Source organism: Marinobacter sp. C1S70, from assembly GCF_000475355.1.
Classification (GTDB): Bacteria; Pseudomonadota; Gammaproteobacteria; order Pseudomonadales; family Oleiphilaceae; genus Marinobacter; species Marinobacter nauticus.
On record NZ_AXBW01000046.1, the window covers coordinates 1 to 1,253 of the forward strand.

The 1,253-nt window shown below is 54.4% G+C and carries 1 protein-coding gene; it reads left to right on the plus strand.

What is annotated here, in order from left to right:
• Positions 1–73 precede the first annotated feature (73 nt).
• A protein-coding gene (locus Q669_RS13795; protein ID WP_085987383.1) for an IS3 family transposase occupies positions 74–1,236 on the plus strand; the annotation gives its coding sequence in 2 pieces (ribosomal slippage) (positions 74–323 and positions 323–1,236; 1,164 coding nt in all).
• Positions 1,237–1,253: the final 17 nt, after the last annotated feature.

The window sequence follows — 1,253 nt, forward strand, 5'->3', positions numbered from 1 at the left end:
TGTAGTGGCATAGTGAATCTGGCCACCTGATTTTGAGTGTATGATCACTCACATAATGAATCAGGTGAAGACGATGGCGAAAACTAGAAACTTCAGTCCGGAATTCCGTTTGGAGGCTGCTCAATTGGTGGTCGACCAAGGATACACAGTGAAAGCTGCCTGCGATGCCATGGGTGTCGGTAAATCCACCATGGAGTATTGGGTCCGTAAACTTCGTTCCGAACGGGCAGGCAAAGCACCCAGAGGCGAGGCCCTGACCACAGAGCAGCGTGAGATTCAGGAACTGAAGCGCCGCCTTCGTCGGTCGGAGGAAGAAAAGGAAATCTTAAAAAAGGCTACCGCTCTCTTGATGTCGGACTCCCTGAGCAATTCTCGATAATCGAGCGACTTGAAGAGAGCTATGCGGTGCAGCGCCTGTGTCGGGTGTTTGGGGTGCACCGCAGCAGCTACCGGGCCTGGCGAGACCGGGACAGAGGGCCTTGCGAGGCTGAGAAGGCGCTGCTGGACCAGGTTGTCGAGGCGCATGCTGTCAGCAACGGATCTGCCGGCGCTCGCAGCATTGCCAAGATGGTCACGCAGGCCGGAACGCCACTGAGCCGGTACCGTGCTAGCAGACGAATGAAGCAGTTGGGGCTGGTCAGCACGCAGCCGCCAGGGCACGCTTACAAGAAGGCGGATCAGCCACATTTGGATATCCCGAATCTTCTTGATCGGGAGTTCGACGTAAAGGAGCCCAATCAAGTGTGGACCGGAGACATAACCTATCTTTGGACCGGTGCGCGCTGGGCTTATCTGGCTGTTGTGATTGATTTGTTTTCCCGTAAACCGGTGGGGTGGGCCATATCCTTGTCACCGAATACAGACTTGGTGAAGAAGGCTCTGACGATTGCGTATGAATCCCGGGGAAAGCCTTCAGGAGTCATGTTCCATTCGGATCAAGGGTGCCAGTACACCAGCCTACGATTCCGGCAGCTGCTCTGGAGTTATCAAATGAAACAAAGCCTCAGCCGACGAGGGAATTGCTGGGATAACGCTCCGACAGAGCGCTTCTTCCGGAGTCTGAAAACAGAATGGGTGCCGGAAATCGGATATCCATGCTTTGCCTCGGCGAAGCAATCGGTCACGGACTATATGATCGGATATTACAGCGCACTGAGACCGCACAAACACAACGGTGGATTGCCGCCGAATGTGGCAGAGAAGGCCTACTGGAAAACTCAAAAGACGGTGGCCTAAAACACTTGACCACTACA